24 protein-coding genes and 2 pseudogenes are annotated in these 19,931 nt (G+C 70.8%); 4 read left to right on the top strand and 22 right to left on the bottom strand.

What is annotated here, in order from left to right:
- Positions 1 to 12: 12 nt before the first annotated feature.
- The 22 genes and pseudogenes from A3CE_RS58945 to hrcA all read right to left on the bottom strand — a co-directional run bounded on the left by A3CE_RS58945 (position 13) and on the right by hrcA (position 17,090).
- A complete protein-coding gene (locus A3CE_RS58945) occupies positions 13 to 210 on the bottom strand; it encodes a helix-turn-helix domain-containing protein (RefSeq protein WP_020645750.1) in 198 nt (65 codons plus the stop codon).
- A gap of 189 nt (positions 211 to 399) precedes the next feature.
- Entirely contained in the window at positions 400 to 1,149 is a 750-nt protein-coding gene (locus A3CE_RS0140125; protein ID WP_020645749.1) for a TIGR03943 family putative permease subunit, read from the bottom strand.
- Positions 1,146 to 2,162, bottom strand: coding sequence for a permease (locus tag A3CE_RS0140120; RefSeq protein ID WP_020645748.1), 1,017 nt, complete (start codon positions 2,160 to 2,162; stop codon positions 1,146 to 1,148). The genes A3CE_RS0140125 and A3CE_RS0140120 overlap by 4 nt, the downstream gene beginning before the upstream one ends.
- A 197-nt stretch (positions 2,163 to 2,359) precedes the next feature.
- Positions 2,360 to 2,782, bottom strand: coding sequence for a YbjN domain-containing protein (locus A3CE_RS0140115; protein WP_020645747.1), 423 nt, complete (start codon positions 2,780 to 2,782; stop codon positions 2,360 to 2,362).
- The gene (locus A3CE_RS0140110; RefSeq protein WP_020645746.1) at positions 2,779 to 3,594 is read right to left on the bottom strand and encodes an isoprenyl transferase; all 816 of its coding nucleotides are present in this window, start codon (positions 3,592 to 3,594) and stop codon (positions 2,779 to 2,781) included. The genes A3CE_RS0140115 and A3CE_RS0140110 overlap by 4 nt, the downstream gene beginning before the upstream one ends.
- 123 nt (positions 3,595 to 3,717) lie before the next feature.
- Positions 3,718 to 4,524, bottom strand: coding sequence for a DNA repair protein RecO (gene recO / locus A3CE_RS0140105; protein ID WP_020645745.1), 807 nt, complete (start codon positions 4,522 to 4,524; stop codon positions 3,718 to 3,720).
- Between the two features lie 49 nt (positions 4,525 to 4,573).
- Positions 4,574 to 5,065 carry a CD225/dispanin family protein gene (locus A3CE_RS0140100; RefSeq protein ID WP_020645744.1) on the bottom strand — a complete coding sequence of 164 codons (492 nt, stop codon included), beginning with the start codon at positions 5,063 to 5,065 and terminating at the stop codon, positions 4,574 to 4,576.
- A 67-nt stretch (positions 5,066 to 5,132) separates the two neighbouring features.
- Positions 5,133 to 6,212: an RDD family protein gene (locus tag A3CE_RS0140095; RefSeq protein WP_020645743.1), complete on the bottom strand. Its 1,080-nt coding sequence runs from the start codon at positions 6,210 to 6,212 to the stop codon at positions 5,133 to 5,135.
- Between the two features lie 186 nt (positions 6,213 to 6,398).
- A complete protein-coding gene (locus A3CE_RS0140090) occupies positions 6,399 to 6,854 on the bottom strand; it encodes a DUF2752 domain-containing protein (protein WP_020645742.1) in 456 nt (151 codons plus the stop codon).
- Positions 6,851 to 7,195: a CD225/dispanin family protein gene (locus A3CE_RS0140085; protein WP_020645741.1), complete on the bottom strand. Its 345-nt coding sequence runs from the start codon at positions 7,193 to 7,195 to the stop codon at positions 6,851 to 6,853. Before A3CE_RS0140085 ends, A3CE_RS0140090 begins: the two co-directional genes overlap by 4 nt.
- A 26-nt stretch (positions 7,196 to 7,221) precedes the next feature.
- Positions 7,222 to 7,566 carry a CD225/dispanin family protein gene (locus tag A3CE_RS0140080; protein ID WP_020645740.1) on the bottom strand — a complete coding sequence of 115 codons (345 nt, stop codon included), beginning with the start codon at positions 7,564 to 7,566 and terminating at the stop codon, positions 7,222 to 7,224.
- A gap of 178 nt (positions 7,567 to 7,744) precedes the next feature.
- On the bottom strand, positions 7,745 to 8,641 hold the full coding sequence (era, locus tag A3CE_RS0140075; RefSeq protein WP_020645739.1) for a GTPase Era: 897 nt from the start codon (positions 8,639 to 8,641) through the stop codon (positions 7,745 to 7,747).
- The gene (locus A3CE_RS0140070; protein WP_020645738.1) at positions 8,638 to 8,976 is read right to left on the bottom strand and encodes a hypothetical protein; all 339 of its coding nucleotides are present in this window, start codon (positions 8,974 to 8,976) and stop codon (positions 8,638 to 8,640) included. Before A3CE_RS0140070 ends, era begins: the two co-directional genes overlap by 4 nt.
- Positions 8,969 to 10,312, bottom strand: coding sequence for a hemolysin family protein (locus tag A3CE_RS0140065; RefSeq protein WP_020645737.1), 1,344 nt, complete (start codon positions 10,310 to 10,312; stop codon positions 8,969 to 8,971). Before A3CE_RS0140065 ends, A3CE_RS0140070 begins: the two co-directional genes overlap by 8 nt.
- A gap of 9 nt (positions 10,313 to 10,321) precedes the next feature.
- Positions 10,322 to 10,894 carry an rRNA maturation RNase YbeY gene (gene ybeY, locus A3CE_RS0140060; protein WP_020645736.1) on the bottom strand — a complete coding sequence of 191 codons (573 nt, stop codon included), beginning with the start codon at positions 10,892 to 10,894 and terminating at the stop codon, positions 10,322 to 10,324.
- Positions 10,891 to 11,328 carry a PhoH family protein gene (locus A3CE_RS58940; RefSeq protein ID WP_260473810.1) on the bottom strand — a complete coding sequence of 146 codons (438 nt, stop codon included), beginning with the start codon at positions 11,326 to 11,328 and terminating at the stop codon, positions 10,891 to 10,893. Before A3CE_RS58940 ends, ybeY begins: the two co-directional genes overlap by 4 nt.
- Positions 11,329 to 11,493: 165 nt before the next feature.
- Positions 11,494 to 11,853, bottom strand: a pseudogene (locus A3CE_RS59675) (PhoH family protein); the annotation flags it as partial.
- A 444-nt stretch (positions 11,854 to 12,297) separates the two neighbouring features.
- A pseudogene (locus A3CE_RS59670) lies at positions 12,298 to 13,038 on the bottom strand (PhoH family protein); the annotation flags it as partial.
- 86 nt (positions 13,039 to 13,124) lie between these two features.
- Positions 13,125 to 13,487, bottom strand: coding sequence for a histidine triad nucleotide-binding protein (locus A3CE_RS0140050; RefSeq protein WP_020645734.1), 363 nt, complete (start codon positions 13,485 to 13,487; stop codon positions 13,125 to 13,127).
- A 620-nt stretch (positions 13,488 to 14,107) separates the two neighbouring features.
- Positions 14,108 to 14,860 (bottom strand): 16S rRNA (uracil(1498)-N(3))-methyltransferase, encoded by a 753-nt coding sequence (locus A3CE_RS0140045; RefSeq protein WP_020645733.1) that lies wholly within the window; start codon positions 14,858 to 14,860, stop codon positions 14,108 to 14,110.
- 3 nt (positions 14,861 to 14,863) lie between these two features.
- Positions 14,864 to 16,033, bottom strand: a complete 1,170-nt coding sequence (dnaJ, locus tag A3CE_RS0140040; RefSeq protein WP_020645732.1) for a molecular chaperone DnaJ — start codon at positions 16,031 to 16,033, stop codon at positions 14,864 to 14,866.
- Between the two features lie 31 nt (positions 16,034 to 16,064).
- Positions 16,065 to 17,090, bottom strand: a complete 1,026-nt coding sequence (hrcA, locus tag A3CE_RS0140035; protein WP_020645731.1) for a heat-inducible transcriptional repressor HrcA — start codon at positions 17,088 to 17,090, stop codon at positions 16,065 to 16,067.
- A 140-nt stretch (positions 17,091 to 17,230) separates the two neighbouring features.
- Between hrcA and A3CE_RS0140030 the strand changes: the two genes are divergently transcribed.
- The 4 genes from A3CE_RS0140030 to A3CE_RS0140015 are packed head-to-tail and all read left to right on the top strand — an operon-like array spanning position 17,231 to position 19,873.
- Complete coding sequence (locus A3CE_RS0140030) at positions 17,231 to 17,794, top strand: YbaB/EbfC family nucleoid-associated protein (protein ID WP_245589660.1); 564 nt, start codon at positions 17,231 to 17,233, stop codon at positions 17,792 to 17,794.
- On the top strand, positions 17,794 to 18,111 hold the full coding sequence (locus A3CE_RS0140025) for a type VII secretion target (RefSeq protein WP_020645729.1): 318 nt from the start codon (positions 17,794 to 17,796) through the stop codon (positions 18,109 to 18,111). The genes A3CE_RS0140030 and A3CE_RS0140025 overlap by 1 nt, the downstream gene beginning before the upstream one ends.
- On the top strand, positions 18,108 to 19,370 hold the full coding sequence (locus A3CE_RS0140020) for a PPE domain-containing protein (protein ID WP_020645728.1): 1,263 nt from the start codon (positions 18,108 to 18,110) through the stop codon (positions 19,368 to 19,370). Before A3CE_RS0140025 ends, A3CE_RS0140020 begins: the two co-directional genes overlap by 4 nt.
- Positions 19,367 to 19,873 carry a hypothetical protein gene (locus A3CE_RS0140015; RefSeq protein WP_020645727.1) on the top strand — a complete coding sequence of 169 codons (507 nt, stop codon included), beginning with the start codon at positions 19,367 to 19,369 and terminating at the stop codon, positions 19,871 to 19,873. The genes A3CE_RS0140020 and A3CE_RS0140015 overlap by 4 nt, the downstream gene beginning before the upstream one ends.
- Positions 19,874 to 19,931 lie beyond the last annotated feature (58 nt).

Below are 19,931 nucleotides of genomic sequence, written 5' to 3'. Positions count from 1 at the left end.
GGCGGCCGTGGATCAGCTTCGCGGCAGGCCCGGCCAGGCCACGTCGTCGATCGCGAGCCACGGCGCGGCGGCCACGGCGGCCGGCGTGACCCCGGCGATCGCCTTGACTTCGCGGTGCAGGTGGGACTGGTCGGTGTAGCCGCTCCGGGCGGCCACGTCCGCCGCGGCGTGCCCGGCCGCCAGCAGGTGCGCGGCGTGGTGGAAGCGCACCAGCCGCGCGGCGCGTTGGGAGTCAGCCCGAGCTGGGCCCGGAACCGGGACCACAGGCGCTTGCGGCTCCAGCCGATTTCCTCCGCCAGGCGCTCGACCCGCAGCCGCCCCCGGCCGGCGACCGTCCGCCGCCAGGCGTGGGCGACCTCCGGCTCCAGCCGCCGGTCTTGGACGAATGTCAGCGCCCGGTCAGTACTCGTAGGGGTCCTTCGGGGCCGGGATCGTCGTCACCGAGGCCGGCGTGAAGTCCGGCGTGTAGCTGTTGTCCTTCGTCGCCGTGCCCGGGACCACCTGGCCCGTCACCTGGATCCAGGCGTCGCTCGCGAGGGGGTCCGCTTCGCCGCCGCGGAGGCGGACCGTCACCGGGAACGCGTCCGCCGCGCAGCAGCTGATCACCAGGCGGGCCAGCAGCGTGCTGCCGCCGGTGTGCACGACGAACCCGGTCAGGGAGACCGTGCGGCCGTTGAGCGTGCCTCCCGTGTCCCAGCCCGCGCGGCTGACGAACTCGTTCACCGGCAACGGCACCACGTTCCCCGCCGGCAGCGCCGGGAAGGCCATGGAGCCGGCGGCGGCCGCGCTCGCCGGCACCCGCGCCTCGGTGCGGATCACCGAATCCGCCCCCAGCGCGGGCGGGGCGATCAGGAACACCGCGAGCACCGGCACCAGCAGCAGCCAGGCCGGCCGGGTCGAGTGCGCGTGGCCGTCGCCATCGCCATCGCCGTGGTCGTGGTCCGGCGAGGCCGGAGCCGTGGCGACACGCGCGGCACGCAGGTCACGCAGGATCGCGACGGCGCCCAGCAGCACCATCACCGCGCCGCCCACGATGATCCACGGCTGCTGCGCCGGCTTGACGTACCGCAGGTAGTCGCCGTTGACCGCGATCTTCACCAGCGCCCCGCCGAGCAGGATCAGCAGGATGTTCTGAGTCTCCCGTTTCACGCGACTCCCACCAGTACCCCGGCGACGACCGCGCAGGCCACCGCCACCACGAACGTCGCGGGCGCGAACCGCACCGCGAACGACCGGCCGAACGTGCCCGCCTGCAGCGCGAACAGCTTGACGTCCACCGCCGGGCCGACGACCAGGAACACCAGTTTCGGCAGCAGCGGCAACGCGGTCAGCGACGCCGCGACGAACGCGTCCGCCTCGCTGCACAGCGCCAGCACGACCGCGAGCACCGCCATCACGACGACGCCGAGCACGATCTGGTCGCCCAGCACGCCGAACCACTTCGCCGGCACCAGCACGTTCAGCGCCGACGAGATCAATGCGCCCAGCACCAGGAAACCGCCGGCCTCGGCCAGGTCGGTCCGCGCGGTCTCGGCGAACACCCGCCACCGCTGCCCGGCCGCCACCTCCGGGAGCCGGCGCAGGGCGCGTTCGGTGATCCATTCGAGCTTGCCGAAGCGGGCCCACAGCCAGCCCATCACCATCGCCGTGGCGAGCGAGCCGGCGAACCGGGCCAGCACCAGCTCCGGCTTGCCCGGGAACGCGACCGCGGTGGCCACCAGCACCACCGGGTTGACCGCCGGGGCAGCGAGCAGGAACGCCAGCGCCGCGGCGGGCGCCACGCCCTGGCCCATCAGCCGCCGCGCCACCGGAACCGAGGCGCACTCGCAGCCGGGCAGCGCGACCCCGGCGAGCCCGGCGACGCCGACGGCCGCACCGGCCTTCCGCGGCAGCACCTTCTCCAGCACGCGGGCGGGCACGAACGCGGCGATGGCCCCGCTGATCAGCACGCCCAGCACGAGGAACGGCAGGGCCTGCACGCAGACGGCGACGAACACGGTCGATCCGGTGCGCAGCGCCGGCACGTCGAACAGCTGCTGCAGCCGGCCCTGGCCGAGGATCGCGATCAGCAGGATCGCGCACAGCACTTCGACCGAGCTGATCCGGAACCGGCGGCGGGTGCGCCGGCCGGGCTCGGCCGCGGTGTCGGGAAGGGTGTCCACGCCGTGATGATGCCAGGACTCTCCGACCGGACGAGACCCGCACGGGCCGCGAGCGGCGGATTACGGTCCGTTTTGGCCCCTGATTCGCCGTTCGCGCCGAAATTCGGCCACGCCGGCGGGTTCCTGACGCCGTGAACGACTCTTTCCTGACGTCCGACGACAGGAAAGGGTCGTTCACGACGTCCGGCGCCCCGGGCTTACTCCGGCAGGATTCCCGGCAAGTCGGTCCGCAGCTGCGAAGCCGTCGACACCACCAGCATCAGCAGCGTCCCGAGCGCGGCCGCGTCCAGCCCCGCGGCCGGGAACGCGTACCGGAGCGTGACGTCGACGCCGTTGTCCGAGTGCCCGACCCCGAGCGTCCCGAACAGTCCCTGCCCCGCCCGCTCGGCGACCGCGATCGACAGTTCCGGCGCGTCCGCCAGGTCCCAGCCGACCACGCAGGTCAGCGTCAGCACGGTCAGGCCCTCGCCGAGCCGGGTCGCCTGGATCACGCACGGCACGCCGCCGTGGGAGAACGTCAGCGCTCCGTCGTCGTCGACGCGGACCTCGAGGTAACGCTCGAGAGCGTCCTTCGCCTGTGTCAGCAGCTCCGCGGTCTCGGCCGCTTCTGTTGCGCTCACGAAGAAGCCGCCTGATCGACAGCGCCGCCGAAGCGCCTGTCCCGCTTCGCGAACTCCAGGCAGGCGCGCCACAGGTGCGTCCGGTCGAAGTCCGGGAACAGCGTGTCCTGGTAGACCATCTCGGCGTAGGCCGACTGCCACAGCAGGAAGTTCGACGTCCGCTGCTCGCCCGAGGGCCGCAGGAACAGGTCCACGTCCGGCATGTCCGGCTGGTACAGGTACTTCCCGATCGTCTTCTCGTTCACCTTGTCCGGGTTCAGCTTCCCGTCGGCGACGTCACGGGCGATCCGCTGCATCGCGTCGCCCAGCTCCGCGCGGCCGCCGTAGTTGACGCACATCGTCATGTTCAGCGCCGTGTTGTGCTTGGTCTTCTCCTCGGCCACCTGCAGTTCCTTGATCACCGACGCCCAGAGCTTCGGCCGCCGCCCGGCCCAGCGGATGCGCACGCCGATCGAGCCGAGGTAGTCGACCTGACGGCGGATGGTGTCGCGGTTGAAGCCCATCAGGAACCGCACCTCTTCGGGGCTGCGCTTCCAGTTCTCGGTCGAGAACGCGTACACCGAGAGCCATTTGACGCCGATTTCGACAGCACCGGCGGCGACGTCGATCATCACCGCTTCGCCGCGCTTGTGCCCCTCGATGCGCGGCAGGCCGCGCTGGTTGGCCCAGCGGCCGTTGCCGTCCATGACCAGCGCGACGTGCTTGGGCACCAGCTCGCGCGGGATCTCCGGCGGCTTGGCGCCGGACGGGTGCGGATCCGGTGCCCGCAGCTCGGATCGCGACGCCTTGTTCTCGCGTCCCCTGCGCAGCACTGGGAGCCTCCCTGGATGGGTGAAAGCCGATCAGGTCCGACCCTACTGCCCGGGCACTACCTATCTTTCGGGGGTTCGGGTGGCGGAGCCCCCGGCTCGGGGCGAAGCCCCGGATGTCACTACCTATCTTTCGGGGGTTCGGGTGGCGGAGCCCCCGGCTTGGGGCGAAGCCCCGGATGTCACTGTCGTCTCCCGGGCGCGTCGCTCGACCAGGGGAAGGGACCGGAGCTGGCGCTCCAGATGCCACTGCAGGTGCGCCGCGACCAGGCCGCTCGCGTCCCGGCGGGTGCCGGGCAGGGTCGACTCGGCCAGTGGCCATTCGCCGTGCAGGAGGGCGGTGAGCAGGTCCAGGACCTCCGGGGCGGGGTGCACGCAGCCGGGGATGCGGCAGTCCTGGCACATCGAGCCGCCGGCGGGGACGCTGAACGCGGTGTGCGGGCCCGGCAGGCCGCAGCGGGCGCACTCGGTGAGCGCGGGCGCCCAGCCGGCGTAGGACATCGCGCGGAGGAAGAAGGCGTCGAGCACGAGGGAGGAGTCCCGCTCCCCCGCGGCGAGCGCCCGCAGCGCCCCGACGACGAGGAGGTACAGCTTGAGCACCGGCTCGCCCTCTTCGGCCGAGAGCCGGTCCGCAGTTTCGGCGATCGCGCTGGCCGCGGTGTAGCTCTGGTAGTCGGCGACCAGCGGCAGCTGGAACGCGTCCACGGTCTCGACCTGGGTGACGACGTCGAGCGTGCGTCCGGTGTAGAACTGCACGTCGACGTGACCGAACGGCTCCAGCCGGGCCCCGAAGCGCGACGACGTGCGCCGCACGCCCTTCGCCACGGCGCGGACCTTGCCGTGCCGCCGCGTGAGCAGGGTGACGATCCGGTCGGCCTCACCCAGCTTGTGCGTGCGCAACACCACCCCGGTGTCGCGGTAGAGGTTCACCACCCCGACATCGTCCCACTATCGGGCGATGCCGGGGTGGACCGACCCGGATTCAGCAGGAGTAACCGGTGCAGTACGTCGGGATGGACGCGACGGCCGTGATCGAGATGATGATCATGATGATCGCGAAGATCCAGCCGATCGCCCCGATGACGGTGGCGATCAGGCACAGCGTGCGCGTGGTGTTGGAGGCCTGCTCCGCCATCGCGTAGTTGCCCTGCATCTTGTACGTGTTGACCTCGTTGGACTTCATGATCGCGAAGATCGCGAGGATCCACATGAGGAAGATGCAGCCGATCGCCCAGCCCTTGTAGTCCTTGATGGCGTTGATGTCGCCGGGACCGCCGGGCGCGCCATAGCCGGGGGCACCACCATAGCCGGGGGCACCGTAGCCGGGAGCGCCGAAGCCCCCGGTGGGCGGCTGGCCGTACGGCGCGGGCTGGCCGTAGGGCGCGGGCATGCCGCCGGACGGCGGGCCGTAGCCGGGCTGCGGCTGCTGCGGCTGCTGGCCGTAGGGCTGCTGCTGGCCGTAGGGATTGGTCATGAACTTCTACCCCAACTATTCGTGAACTTCCCCCGGGCGACCCCGGCGGTGGTGCGGAACTGTCTTCTCAGCGCTGCGGCGGCTGATCGGTCGGCGGCTGCCCGAACTGGCCCTGCTGGAGCTTCTGGGTTTCCCCGGCCCCGCCCTGGCCTTCGGGACGCAGCATCTGGGTGCGCTCGGCCTGCTCGTCGAAGGCGGACCCGCCCCCGGCGTCCGGGCGGAGCATCTGGGTGCGCTCGCCCTCTTCGAAGGCCGGGCCACCCGACGGCGGGGCGGGCGGCTGCTGGCCGAAACCGCCCGGCTGCGGCGGCTGACCGAACGCGCCCTGCTGCGGCGGCTGACCGAAACCACCCGACGGCGGCTGGCCGAACCCGCCGGACGGCGGCTGCTGCGGGAAACCACCCGAGGGCGGCTGCTGACCGAACCCACCCGGGGCGGGCTGGCCGAAGCCGCCGGACTGCGGCTGGCCGAACTGACCGGGCTGGCCCGGCTGCTGGCCCGGCGGCGGGTAGCCACCGGCGAACGGCTGCGCGCCCGGCTGGCCGAACGGGGCCTGGCCGGCGGGGGCCGACGCGTCGGCCTGCACCACTACGGTATTCACGATCTTGTCCGCGAACGTCTGGGTCTTGTCGTCCCACAGCGGCCACAGGAAGCCGAGGTAGCAGGGCAGGGCGTCGGCGATGTGGGCGAGGTCGCGGAGGAAGGCCGTGCCCACGCCGACCGGCTGCCCGGTCTGTTCGGAGACCAGCTTGATCCCGAGGACGCGCTTGCCGAGGGACTGGCCGGTGTTGCCCTGCTGGATCCACCGGTTGTAGATGGACCACCCCAGGCCCGCGAGCCCGCCGAGCACGTACAGGATGAGGCCGACGAACCGCGCGCCGCTGGCCGTCAGCACGAGCGCCAAGAGGTCGAGAACCAGCACCGGGGCGATGTCGATCAGGTAGGCACCGGCGCGCTGCCCCCAGTTCGCGTAGTTCCGCGGCGGACCGAAGGGATTGCCCTGCTGGCCGAACGGCGCGGGCTGCCCGAACGGCGCCGGCTGCCCGTAGGGCTGGCCGTACGGCGCCTGCCCCGGCTGCGGCTGTCCGAACGGCTGCTGGCCGCCGGGCTGCTGCCCGAAGGACTGCTGGCCGTAGGGATCGGTCATTGGGTCTCCCCCTCGCTGGTCACTCCACCCGCACACCCCGTGCGGAACACGCCCTGGCGTACGGCGCGGTCCGCGGGAGCGTACTCCGTTCGGGTTCGGCCGCGCTGCCCAGGCATCAGCTGTCCGGGTGAACCGCACGCTTGGCTCCGACGCGGGAACCGGCGCGCCGGTTCCCGTCCGTCCGAATCAGACGTGCAGGGCCGTGAACGGCGCGAACGGCAGGTTGCGGATGACGAACCAGACGACGAACACCACCGAAAACACCAGTGGCGTCCAACGCCAGTGCAGCCAGCTGAGCAGCGCGCGCCCGCGCAGGCGTCCGGTGGTCCACGCGACCATGCTCCACACGAACAGGAGCACGACCACGAAGGACACGGCGTTGTAGTGCAGGGCCGCGGGGATGTCGCCGTGCATCACGCTGTAGGCCATCCGCATGCCGCCGCAGCCCGGGCAGTCGATGCCGAAGAGCGTCTTGGTCGGGCAGACCGGGAGAAACCCGCCCGGGGTGGTGGGGTCGCCGACCCAGACCGCCGCGCAGCAGACGCCGAGCCCGGCGACGACGGCCAGCGGCGGCGCGAGCGCCCGCAGCGTAGCTTTCGTGCCGCGGGCGGGGATTCCCGTGTAGACGGTCGTGGTGGTCATCTCGGCAACCACGCCACCGTCCCGAGGATGAAGAAGAAAAAGACGACGTAGAGCAGCAGGAGGATCCCGGTCGCGATGGCCGACCACATCGCCCACTTGCGGGCGTCGTCGGCGGCCTTATGCGCCTCGGCGTGGAAGCCCTGGAACCAGAGTGAACTGACCTGGCTTGACTTCACGATCGAGACGACACCCAGGGGCAGACAGCACAACACGGTGGACAGGATCGCCCACACCATGTTGTTGTCCGGCGGCGGCCCGTAGTTCGGGGGCGGGTAGCCGTAGCCGTAGCCGGGCGGTGGCCCGCCCGGGGGCGGGTACGGCGGCGGGTACTGGTCGGTCACCGGGGTCCTCCTGCTGCTCGGCTACGTCAGTAGCGCGGCGTGGTGCCGAACGTGAAGACGCCGGCGATCGAGAGGATGACCGCCAGGACGATCCACGCGACGCCGACGACGGCGGAGATGATCGCCCACTTCTTCGCGGAGTTGGCGGTTTCCTGCGCCGCGGCGTGCTGGCCCTGCGCCCACAGCCCGTTCACCTTCGCGGCCTGCACGATCGACACGACGCCGAACGGGAGGCAGCAGAACAGGGTGGTGAGGATGGCCCAGACGAGGTTGTTGCTCGGCGGCGGCCCCGGCTGGTAGCCACCCGGCTGACCGCCGGGGTAGTTCGGCTGGTCGCCGGGGTAGTTGGGCATGCCCTGGCTGTCGGTCATGATTGCTTGATCCCCTTCGTCGTGCTCCATGGACGACCACCGGGTCCGCTGCCGCCCCGACCGGCTGCGGTGTGGTCGAAGCCGAGACTGTAGGGGGCCGGAGGGGCTCGCGTCCGGCGTTTCCTCCCGCCGCGACCTAAATGAGATCAGGAATTCTTCCGCCGGGGGAACTCCCAGGTCAGAAGCCGAGCCGGCGCAGCTGGCGGGGGTCGCGCTGCCAGTCCTTGGCCACCTTGATGTGCAAGTCGAGGTAGACCTTCGAGCCGAGCAGCCCCTCAATGTGCTTGCGGGCGGTGGCGCCGACTTCGCGCAGCCGTTCGCCCTTGTGCCCCAGGATGATCCCCTTCTGGCTGGGGCGTTCGACGTAGAGGAACGCGTGCACGTCGATCAGGTCGTCGCGGCCTTCGCGGGGCAGCATTTCCTCGACGGTGACGGCGATCGAGTGCGGCAGCTCGTCGCGGACGCCTTCCAGCGCGGCCTCGCGGATCAGCTCGGCGACCAGGGTCTGCTCGGGCTCGTCGGTGAGCTCGCCGCCCGGGTAGAGCTGCGGGCCCTCGGGCAGCCGCCGGACCAGCAGGTCGGTCAGCGTGCCGACCTGGAATCCGTCCACTGCGGACACCGGGACGAGCTCGGCGAACTCCATCACTTGCTGCAGGGCAAGCAACTGTTCGGCGACCTGCTGGGGCTGGACGAGGTCGGTCTTGGTGACGATCCCGATCACCGGGGTTCGCTTGGCGATCTTCTGCAGCTCGGCGGCGATGAACTTGTCGCCGGGCCCGATCTTCTCGTTCGCCGGCACGCACAGGCCGACGACGTCCACTTCGGACCATGTCGTGTGGACGATGTCGTTGAGCCGCTCGCCGAGCAGGGTGCGCGGGCGGTGCAGGCCCGGCGTGTCGATGAGGACGAGCTGGGCGTCTTCGCGGTGGACGATGCCGCGGATGGCGTGCCGGGTGGTCTGCGGCTTGCTGGAGGTGATCGCGACCTTGGTGCCGACGAGGGCGTTGGTCAGCGTCGACTTGCCGGCGTTGGGGCGGCCGACGAAGCAGGCGAAGCCGGAGCGGTGTTCGGTCATCGGGTCAGCACCTCGAGGACTTCGCCGTCCGGGTCGGCGAGGATGATCGGCGCGTACTTCGCGATGTCGCGGACGGCGTGCACGGACGCGCCCTTGAGGAGCCCTTCGCCGGTGACGACGGCGGCGGCCTCGATGCCCTCGGCGCCGCTGGACAGCGCGGCGGCGACCGCGGCCTGGAGCGCGGTCAGCTTGAACGACGGCTGGTCGACCGTGCCGGCGGCGTACGTGCGGCCGTCGGTGTCGCGGACCGCGGCGCCCTCGGGGGCCTGGATGCGGGCGCGCGAGGACCTGGCCAGCGTGACCAGTTTCCGGTCCTCGGCCTCGAGGTCAGGCATGTTCGACGCTCCTGTCGCGTTCGTCGGTGTGGGGCGGGCGCGTCCGGCGGCGCGTCCGGTCGACCGGGTCGGTCACCGCGTCGGCGTCGGCCGGGTGCACGACCACGGAGGTGATCCGCATGCGGCCGCGCCGGTCCTTGCCCCCTTCGGCGAACAGCCGAAGGCCGGCGACCTCGGCTTCGGCCCCCGGCAGCGGGACCCTACCCAGTCGTTCCGCGAGCAGCCCGCCCACGGTCTCCACGTCGTGGTCTTCGAGGTCGATGCCGAACAGTTCACCCAGGTCGTCGACGCTCATCCGGGACGACACGCGGACGGCGCCGTCGTCGAGTTCCTCGACCTCGGGGCGCTCGTCGCCGTCGGACTCGTCGGTGATCTCGCCGACGATCTCCTCGAGGACGTCTTCGATGGTGAGCAGGCCCGCCGTGCCGCCGTACTCGTCGACGGCGATCGCCATGTGGTTGTGCGAGCGCTGCATTTCCTTGAGCAGCTCGTCGAGCCGTTTCGAGTCGGGGACGAAGGAGGCCTGGTTCATCACGGCGGTGACGAGCGTGCCCGGCCCGTCGGGCTCGAGGGAGGCCGCCATGAGGTCCTTGATGTTGACGACGCCGGCGATGTCGTCGACCGACTCGTCGATGACCGGCAGCCGGGTGAAGCCGGTGCGCAGGGCCAGGGCCAGTGCCTGGCGGACGGTCTTGGTGCGCTCGATCCAGACGATCTCGGTGCGCGGCACCATGACCTCGCGGGCGACCGTGTCGCCGAGCTCGAACACCGAGTGGATCATCTCGCGTTCGGAGTCCTCGACGACGCCGCGTTCCTGAGCGAGGTCGACGAGCTCGCGCAGCTCGACTTCGGAGGTGAACGGGCCTTCGCGGAAGCCCTGGCCGGGCGTGATGGCGTTACCGATGAGGATGAGCAGCCGGGACAGCGGGCCGAGGACGGAACCGAGGACGCGGACGGGCCCGGCTACGTAGCGGCCGATGCGGTAGGGGTGCTGGCGGCCGAGGGTGCGGGGGCCGACGCCGATGAGGACGTAGCTGACGACGACCATCACGACGGCGGCGACGAACACCGCGAGGCCGAGTGGCCGGATGCGGGTGCCGAGGGCGACGGTGACGAGCACGGTCGCGGTGAGTTCGCAGCCGAGGCGGAGCAGGAGCAGCAGGTTGATGTGCCGCCGTCGTTCGGCGACGACGGCGGCGAGCTGGCTCGCGCCGGGCAGGCCGAGCCGGGCTAGTCCTTCGGCCCGGGCCTGCGAGACGCTGCTGATGGCCGCGTCGGCCGCTGCGAACACGCCCGCGAGGAGAACGAGCGCGATCGCGAAGAGGAGCTGATCCATGGCTGGCGCCTAGGGCGTTTCCCCGGCGGGTGGTTCGGCGGCGGGTGGTTCGGCGGCGGCGAGCCCCGCGATGCCGAGGACGCGGTCGTCGGTGTTGCGCTGGGCGTCCTGCTTCTCCAGGGCGGCGACCGCGTCCTGGTACTCGCCGAGGATGCGCTTCTGGAGGGCGAACATCTCGCGTTCCTCGGCGGGTTCGGCGTGGTCGTAGCCGAGGAGGTGCAGGCAGCCGTGCACGGTGAGCAGGTGCAGCTCGTCGATCAGGCCGTGGCCCGCGGTCTTGGCCTGGTCCTTGGCGAACGCCGGGCAGAGCACGATGTCCCCGAGCAGCGCCGGGGACGCGTCGGGCGCGTCCGGGCGGCGGGAGGAGTCGAGCTCGTCCATCGGGAAGGCCATGACGTCGGTGGGCCCGGGCAGGTCCATCCAGCGTTCGTGGAGGTCTTCCATGACGTCGAGGGTGACGAGGAGGATGGACAGCTCGGCGAGCGGGCTGACCTCCATCTTGTCGAGGGCGTAGCGCGCGGCGGAGACGATGGACGTCTCGTCGACGTCGACGCCGGACTCGTTGGCGATCTCGATGCTCACCGCCGGTTGCCCTTCCAGCCGTCGGTCTGCTGGGCGTCCTGCACGGCCTGCCACTTCTCGTAGGCGTCGACGATGCTCGCGACGAGCCGGTGCCGGACGACGTCCTGGCTGGTCAGTTCGGCGAAGTGGAGGTCCTCGACGCCGGTGAGGATGTCGCGCACCACGCGGAGACCGCTGCGCTGCCCGCTGGGCAGGTCGACCTGGGTGATGTCGCCGGTGACGACGATCTTGGACCCGAAGCCGAGCCGGGTGAGGAACATCTTCATCTGCTCGGGCGTGGTGTTCTGGGCCTCGTCGAGGATGATGAAGGCTTCGTTGAGAGTGTTGTGCGTCAGCAGGTGGTCGTCGGTGACATACAGCGAGTCTTCCGCCGCGACCTGGATGCACACCGCTTCAGCGCGACCGGCCGGCTCGATGCTCTCGATGAACCGCATCGGGCGTCCACCGCCACCTGCTTCGCGGTACTTCAGCCGCTTGCGGGTCAGGCGGAACGGCTCGATATCCGCGGGCAGCCGGATCTCGAGGATGTGGGCGTCATGCCGGTAGCCGACCTCACGGCCCTTGGCGCGGCCGGGCTTGCGCCCGAGGGCGGCCCGGCGCCGGGTGTAGGCCACGCCGCCGAGCGACTGCACCAGGCGGATGACGTCGTCCTTCAGCTGCGAAGACGTCGTCATGTACTGGATGCGGCAGGTGCGGGCGAGTTGAGTGACCGGTCCGCCGTCCGAATCCAGAAGCCCCTGCAGGACGGCGAGGCGGACATCCGCGGAGTTCTGGAGATAGACCTCGGGGACGAACTTGGTGTGCGAGCGGGTCCCGATCAGGTCCAGCCGGCGCAGGACGCCGGTCACCGGGTTCTCGAGGGTGATGACGTCGCCGGGTTCCCGGACGCGGTTCAGGGTGTAGTCGACCCCGCCCTTGTGGCGCACACGCACCCCGGGCAGCGCCGTCTCGAGGGCCATCGCCAGCTCGGGATCCTCAGTCGCGAAACCCGGGGTCGTGGAACCGGTCAGGCAGCCATCGCCGAGCAGCAGGCCGAGGGCATACGGGTCCATGGGCACTTCGCGCTCGGGGTGGCACACCGGCGCCGTCAGCATCGGCAGCTCGTAGCGACGGGCGTGCGCAGCGCGCAGCTTGCCGATCATCTCCTTGGTCTCCAGGACGCGCCACGGCTTGTTGCGGCGCTTGTCAGCCGCGGTGCGGACCGTCCAGAGGTGTTCATCGCAGCAGAGCGTCGAAGACCGGTCGCTTGCGGTGACGCGGTAGATCTCCTTCTCGCCCTGCGGGTACACGCCCAGGACCGGCGTCGGCTCGCCGTTGGACCCGATGACGAGATCGCCGACCTGCAACTCGCCGATGGGCCGGAATCCCTCCGGAGTCAGCACGGGCGTGTCGACCGGTTGGGCCCGGCCGCGCATGTAGGCCAGTGGCGCGATTTCGATGGTGCCGGCCTGCATCAGCCGCGGAATCGACTCCGGCTCGACCATGTCGTGCAGCGCGTCGTAGAGGGGCCGCAGGTAGGGGTCGATCTTCTCGTTCAGCGTGCCCGGCAGGTATCCGAGGCGCTCGCCGGCTTCGACGGCGGGCCGGGTCAGCACGATCCGGGTGACCTGCTTGGCCTGCAGGGCCTGGACGGCTTTCGCCATGGCCAGGTACGTCTTGCCGGTGCCGGCGGGGCCGATGCCGAAGACGACGGTGTGCTTGTCGATGGCGTCGACGTAGCGCTTCTGGTTGAGCGTCTTGGGCCGGATGGTCTTGCCGCGGCGGGAGACGATGTTGAGGCTGAGGACCTCGGCCGGCGAGGCGTCGCCGGTGGAGAGCATGCCGATGGTGCGGCGGACGGTGTCGGGTCCGACCTGCTGACCGCCGGTGGCGAGCTGGACGAGCTCGGCGAAGACGCGTTCGGCGAACGCGACGTCGGCGGGGCTGCCGGTCAGGGTGACTTCGTTGCCGCGCACGTGCACGTCGGCGGTGAGGAGTTCCTCGGCGACGCGCAGGTTCTCGTCGCGGGAGCCGAGCAGGCTGAGGGCGGCGGCGTCGGGGATGGGGAACCGGGACTGCGCAGCCTGAGCGGAGGCATCCTCGGTCTTGGCGACGTCCCCGGGGACGTCGGGTCGGGCGGCTCCACCCGGTACGGTTCCGGCCACGTGGCCTCAGGCCTGCTTTCTCGGTGAGGGACTACGGACTCCACCGATGCTACTGGCACCCACCGACAAGACGCAGGCCGGTTTCCCTAGTCCTGCCCGGGAGCCCCGAACAGCCCCAAGGGCTCCCCGCCGAGAACGTGGGCGTGAACGTGGAAGACGGTCTGCCCGGCGTCCTGATCGGTGTTGAAGACGACCCGGTACCCACTCTCGAGGATCCCCTCGAGCTCGGCGACGCGACGAGCACTCAGCGCGACATCGGCAAGCAGCTGAGGGTCGGCAGCAGCAAGCTCCCCGAGGTTCCGGTACCGCTTCTTGGGCACGACGAGCACATGGACCCGGGCCTGCGGCCGAATGTCCCGGAAGGCGAAGGTGGTCTCGTCCTGATAGACGACATCGGCGGGGATCTCCCCACCGATGATCCGTTCGAAAAGAGTCTCATCCTCGGACATGCCCGGAACCCTATCGACTCAGGTGCACGAAGGGGCAACAGCTCGGATACCCACCACCCCGAAGCCGGATTGTGACTACGGACGGCAGTACCGCGTCAAGGCGGGAAAGCGTGCCTTGACCCGGCACTACCGTCCGTGTTCTGGCTTCGTATCGGGGCGGCGGGGGAGGTCTGGGCGGTGCGCAGGTCACGCTTCAGCGTGCCGTTCACACCGTAAGGCCCCCAAGGGGCGAGAAGACGACAACGCGGAGCGAGGGGCCGAAAGCCACCGAGCAAGGCAACCCGCCCAGACCAACGCAACCACAACGAGACTCGCGGGGGTCCGGGGCTTGCCCCGGCTGGGGGTCTGGGGGTTTGACCCCCAGAAGACACATCGAACGCTCAGCGGCGTCTGAGAGGAGCGAAGCGACTAAGACGCCGCGGGAGCGGTAGACCCTGGGGGTCGATCTACCGCTGCCGCGGCTACCGCCGGACCGAGGGGGGAGGTGCCCGGCGGGGTCCGTGTTCTTCCCAGTGGCGCGCCGAAACGGTGCGTGGCGCGTTAATAAACGAGAGTAACGGGTCGGAGCGTGATCGCGCCATAACTGGGCGCAAAATCGGGCAATTTTTTCGGTTGATCTCTCAGTGCCAGCGGCTGGTGAGGGCGCCGAGTGCGCCGAGGGCGACGGCGGCGGCTGTGGAGGTGCGGAGGACGGTCGTGCCCAGGCGGACGGCTCTGGCGCCGGCTTGGCGCAGTGTCGCGAGTTCGTCGTCGGTGATGCCGCCTTCGGGGCCGACGACGAGGAGGATGTCGCCGGTGCCGGGCAGGGGCAGGTCGGTGAGCCGGTCGGGGGTGTCGGATTCCAGCACGATCGCCAGTGACGTCGTGGCCACGAGTTCGGCGAGTTCGCCGGTGGTGACGGGTTCGGTGACGTCGGGGACGTGGGCGCGGCGGGCTTGTTTGGCGGCGGCGCGGGCGGTTGCGCGCCAGCGGGCGAGGGCTTTTTCGCCGCGGGTGCCGTCTTCCCATTTGGCGACGCTGCGGGTGGCGCGCCAGGGGACGATGGTGTCGACGCCGGCTTCGGTGGCGAGTTCGACGGCGAGTTCGCCGCGGTCGCCCTTGGCCAGGGCCTGGGCGACGAGGACGCGCAGGGCCGGTGGCTCTTCCGTCCAGTGTTCCTCGACCGTGAGGGTCAGGAGGGGGTCGCGGCCGGCTTGGACGGCGTCGACGACGCAGCGGGCCATGGTGCCGGCGCCGTCGGAGAGGACCAGCCGCTCGCCCGCGCGGAGGCGGCGGACGGTGGCCGCGTGCCGGGCTTCCTCGCCGTCGAGGGTCGTCCGCCCGGAGGCGGGGACCGTGGCGGCGAGGAAGACCGGCAGGGTGGTGTCGGGCACGGCTCAGCGGTGGTTCTTGGCGCGGAGCTTGCCGAACAGCCCGCCGTGTTTGCTGCCGTTGGACGCCAGGGTGGGGACTTCCTCGCCGCGCTGCTGGGCGAGGTCGACGAGGAGCTCGCGCTGGGCGTCGTCGAGCTTGGTGGGGACGACGACGTCGATGTGGACGTGGAGGTCGCCGCGGCCGTCGACGCGGCCCGAGGACCGCAGCCGGGGCATGCCCTTGCCGGTGAGGACGAGCTCGGCGTTGGGCTGGGTGCCGGGTTCGATGTCGAGCTGGTAGTCGCCGTCGACGAGGGTCGAGATGGGCACCGTGGCGCCGAGGGCGGCGGTGGTCATCGGGATGCGGAAGTTGCAGTGCAAGTCGTGGCCCTGCCGGATGAAGACTTCGTGCGGGGTCTCGTCGATCTCGACGTAGAGGTCGCCTGCCGGGCCGCCGCCGGGGCCGACCTCGCCCTGGCCGGAGAGGCGGATGCGCATGCCGTCACCGACGCCCGGCGGGATCTTGGCGGTGACGTTGCGGCGGGCGCGGATGCGGCCGTCGCCGCCGCACTGGCGGCAGGGGTCGGGGATGACCTCGCCGAAGCCGCGGCAGACCGGGCAGGGGCGGGCGGTGACGACCTGGCCGAGGAAGGACCGCTGGACGGACTGGACCTCGCCGGCGCCGCCGCAGGTGTCACACGTCTTGACCGAGGTGCCCTCGCTGGTGCCGGCGCCGCGGCAGAGGTCGCAGACGATCGCGGTGTCGACCACGATCTCCTTGTCGACTCCGGTGGCGCACTCCTCGAGGGTGAGGCCGAGCCGGATGAGGGCGTCGGAACCGGGCTGGACGCGGCTGCGGGGGCCACGGCCACGGCCGCCGCCCGCGCCGCCGGCGGCGCCGAAGAAGGCGTCCATGATGTCGCCGAGGCCGCCGAAGCCGGCGAACGGGTCGCCGCCCCCGCCGCCGCGCCCGCCGCCGTCCATCGGGTCACCGCCGAGGTCGACGATCTTGCGCTTCTGCGGGTCGGACAGCACCTCGTAGGCCGTCGTGACCTCGCCGAACTTGTGCTGCGCGTCTTCCGACGGGTTGACGTCGGGGTGCAGCTCCCGGGCCAGCTTCCGGTACGCGCGCTTGATCTCCTGATCGCTCGCGTTCTTGGCCACCCCGAGGATGCCGTAGTAGTCCCTCGCCACCGTCTCTGCTTCTCCTTCTGCTCTGCCCGGCTCAGCGGCCGGCCAGGATCTGCCCCACGTAGTTGGCGACCGCGCGCACCGCGGCGATCGTGCCGGGGTAGTCCATCCGGGTCGGGCCGACCACCCCCATGCCGCCGAGCACCAGGTCGTCGCGGCCGTAGCCGATCGAGACGACCGAGGTGCTGCGCATCTGCTCGTCTTCATTTTCCTCACCGATGCGGACCGTGATCGCACCGGGGTTGCGCGCGGCGGCCAGCAGCTTGAGCACGACGACCTGTTCCTCGAGCGCCTCGAGGACCTGGCGCAGCGAGCCCGGGAAGTCGGCGACGTTGCGGGTGAGGTTGGCGGTACCGCCGAGCACCAGGCGTTCTTCCGGGTGCTCGGCCAGCGACTCGACCAGCACCGTGGTGACGCGGATGAGCGCGTCCCGCAGCTCGCCGGGCGACTTGTCGGGCAGCTCGGCGACGCGCGCCGCGGCGTCGTTGAGCCGCCGTCCGGCCATGGCGTCGTTGAGCACGGCCCGGAGCCGGGCCACGTCCTCCTCGGTGACGACGTCACCGAGGTCGACCGTGCGCTGGTCGACGCGCCCGTTGTCGGCGATCAGCACCAGCATCAGCCGGGCCGGGGTGAGCGGCACCACTTCGAGGTGCCGGACCTTCGCGTTGGTCAGCATCGGGTACTGCACGACGGCGACCTGCCGGGTCAGCTGCGCGAGCAGCCGGACCGAGCGGCGGAGGACGTCGTCGAGGTCGGTGCCGCTGTCGAGGAACGTGGTGATGGCGCGGCGCTCGGCCGCCGACAGCGGCTTGATCTCCGACAGCCGGTCGACGAAGAGGCGGTAGCCCTTGTCGGTCGGGACGCGGCCGGCGCTGGTGTGCGGCTGCGTGATGTATCCCTCTTCCTCGAGCGTCGCCATGTCGTTGCGCACCGTGGCGCTCGACACACCCAGGTTGTGCCGCTCGACGATCGCCTTGGACCCGACCGGTTCCTGGTTGGACACGTAGTCGGCCACGATCGCGCGCAGCACGTCGAAGCGGCGTTCCTCCGCGTTGGCCACCGGTTCACCACCTACCTCGCTCGCTGCCCATCCCGAGTTTACGTAAGCCTGAGCCGGTCGCGCTCAACGCCGTCCGCGGACGGCGGGTAAAGGCCGGGCAAATGAATTCCCATGGGCGGTTCTGGCGGAGAATTCCCGGGTTGATAGGGGAACCGAAAAGCGGTTTGCTGCCTCTGATCCGTATGCCCTTCCCGACTCCCGAGGTCGCCGTGAACCGAATTGAACCCGCTTCGGCCGGAATGCCCGAAATCGCCCGGCGCGCGGCTGAGGCGAAGGCTCAGCTCGAACGCATCGCCGCGACCGCCACGAGCCCGGACGGCGCCGTCACGGTGACCGTCAACACCAGCGGTGCGCTGCAGGAACTCGCCTTCGGCCCGCGCGCGGACGAGCTGCCGCGCGCCCGGCTGGCGGCCAGTGTGGTGGCCACCGCGAAGCGGGCTCAGGTGCAGGCGGCCCAGCAGCTGGCCACCGTCATGGCCCCCGTGATCGGTCCGGACAGCGACGCCATGAAATTCCTTCAGGAACAGATTCCGGCGCCCGAACTGCCGGAAGAGCAACCGGCGCCGCCGCGCTGGGAATTCACCGAGACTCAGCGGGAAACCCCGCCGCCGTCGAAAACTCCCCCGCCGCCCGCCCGGCCCGCCCGGCCGCGCCCGGACGACGACGAGGACTTCGGCGGCCCGATCCTGCGCCGGGGGCTGTGATGGCGATGAAGCTCGACCTCGACGCCCTCGGCGGCCACGAGGACGAAATCCGGGAGATCGCGGACAAGGTCCAGCAGGCCCTCGACGCGGCGGGCACCGCGCAGGCCCTCGACTTCGACGCGTTCGGGCTGGTCGGGCAGGTCTTCGCGATCCCGATCCAGATCTGGTTGACCACGGCCGACAGCTTCCTCGCCGCGGCCGTCGAGGCCGGTCACGACGTCGCGGACCGGGTGAAGACCGCGCACACGGCGTTCCACGAGCACGAGCAGAACACGAAGTCCCTGATCGAGGGCATCGGCAAGGAGCTGCCGGCATGACCGAGACGCAGGAGAACCCGCTGGTCGCGACGGCCGAGTCGCCGGGCGGCTTCTGGAGCGGGATGGGCGACGGCTCGAAGGGCGAGCTGGACAACCTCAACGCGCAGACCGGCGGCGCGGGCATCTTCAACGACGCCGCGTCGACGCTCACCGACGCCCGCAACGGCGACTGGGGCAACCTCGCCATGGACGTCGGCACCGACGCCCTCGACCTGCTCGGCGCGGCGATGGACCCGCTGGGCACCCTGGCGAGCGCCGGCGTCGGCTGGCTGATCGAGCACATCAGCTTCCTCAAGGACGGCCTCGACAAGCTGGCGGGCAAGCCCGAGGCCATCACGGCCAAGGCGGTGACCTGGACGAACATCGCCAAGCAGCTCACCGAGACGGCCGAGAGCTACGAGCAGAAGGCCAAGAAGGTCCAGGAGTCGTTCAGCGACTGCGGGTCGGCGGAGGCGTACCAGAAGACGGCCGAAAGCTACGTCGGCGTCCTGCGCGGGGCCGCGTCGCACGCCGAAGGCGCGTCGACCGCGATGAACATCGGCGCCGCTCTGGTCGGGACCGAGCGCGGGCTGATCCGCGACATGATCTCGTCGTTCGTCGGCGAGCTGATCATCAAGGCGCTGGCCGCGCTCGCCGCGTCGTGGTGCACCTTCGGCGGCACGATCGCCGCGTTCATCGCCGACACGGTGATCGAGGGCGGGGTGCTCGCGGAGAAGATCAGCACGCGGATCGCGAAGATCGTCGAGAAGCTGGAGAGCCTGGCGAAGGGCGCGGGCAAGTCGAAGGCGGCGCTCGAAGGGGCGGCGAACGCGCTGAAGAAGGCCGGGAAGAGCGCCGACCGGATCGTGGACCAGAGCGTCGAGACCGCCGCGAAGATCGAGCGCAAGGCGAACGACCTCAAGGACGCGGCCCGCGCACACGGGATGTCCCACGTCGACGAGTCGGTCGCCGCGAAGGCCGACCGCTGGACCAAGGGCGCGGAGGAGAAGGTGCCCGGCCGCGAGAAGGTGGAGGGTCTCGGCGACAAGTACTCCGAAGACGGCCGCGGCTTCCTCAGCCAGAAGGCGTGGCGCGAAGGCCATGGCGAGGTGCCGAAGTGGAACACGGCGGACAGCGTCGGTGCCGCCACGGAGGCCCGCCGGCAGGAGAACGAGCAGTTCGACCGCTACCACGAAACCCGGGAGGCGTACGAGAAAGAGCACCCCGAGGGCGAGGGCGAGCCCAGTGGCGCCCCGGCCGCTGAAGGGACCGGCGAATGAGCGTCGCCGAGCAGGCCGAGGTGGAGCTGGCCAACAAGCAGGGCCGGCTCCACCCCTCCCAGCGCAAACTGGTGCTCGACCTCAATTTCTGGCTGCCCGCGCTCCTGGTGGTCGCCGGGATCGTGGTCCTGGTGGTCATCCCGGTCGCCGCGCCGGCCGGGACGGCCGGCGCGCTCGGCCCGATGGTCCCGATCCTGGCGCTGGTGGTGTGGTTCGCGTTCGTCAGCGGGCGGCGGCTCGCGGACGTCCGCGACGGCCAGCTGGTCGCGGTCACCGGCTGGACGCACGACTTCGGGCGCGCCCGGCCCGACCGGGACTACCCGATCATGCTGTACACGCGCCTCAGCCGGGGCGCCAACGAGCAGTACTTCCTCAAGGCGGGCGGCAAGGAGTTCCGGGTCTACCAGCTCATGCACCTGCGCGAGCGCATCCAGCCCGAACGCAACAACACCGTGCTGATGACTCCCCGCAGCAAGCTCCTGATCAACGTCCTCCCCGCCTGAAAGCCGTGAATGGCACATTCAGGGACTTAGAGTCCCTCAATGTGCCATTCACGGACTT

Origin of the sequence: Amycolatopsis balhimycina FH 1894, assembly GCF_000384295.1 — a bacterium.
Classification (GTDB): domain Bacteria; phylum Actinomycetota; class Actinomycetes; order Mycobacteriales; family Pseudonocardiaceae; genus Amycolatopsis; species Amycolatopsis balhimycina.
Note: the sequence above shows the minus strand (reverse complement) of the source record. Positions and strands in the feature narration are given on the sequence as shown.